This is a genomic window from Staphylococcus ureilyticus (assembly GCF_002902235.1).
In the GTDB taxonomy this organism is placed as follows: domain Bacteria; phylum Bacillota; class Bacilli; order Staphylococcales; family Staphylococcaceae; genus Staphylococcus; species Staphylococcus ureilyticus.
The window spans coordinates 1-214 of record NZ_PPRL01000103.1 but is presented as its reverse complement, the minus strand read 5'-3'; the positions used below and the strand labels follow the sequence as shown (position 1 = coordinate 214).

Sequence of the window (214 nt, the reverse complement as noted above, 5' to 3'; positions counted from 1 at the left end):
GTACTGTCGTCTTTACTTTCATTAGTGTTGGAAGCCGTACTATTATCGTTTGCAGAATCAGAAGTTGATTCATCAGAAGCGACCTCAGAGTCAGCAACCTCAGAATCATCATCATCTTGAGCGACATTAGCGTTATCATCATTCTGATCTGCTACGTTAGTGCTGTCGTCTTTACTTTCATTAGTGTTGGAAGCCGTACTGTTATCGTTTGTAG

Annotated in this window: 1 protein-coding gene; it reads right to left on the bottom strand. The window is 41.1% G+C overall.

Going from position 1 to position 214, the window contains the following annotated elements; translation table 11 throughout:
- On the bottom strand, window positions 1-214 hold a 214-nt coding region (locus CD150_RS13445), incomplete at both ends, for a hypothetical protein (protein WP_438829864.1).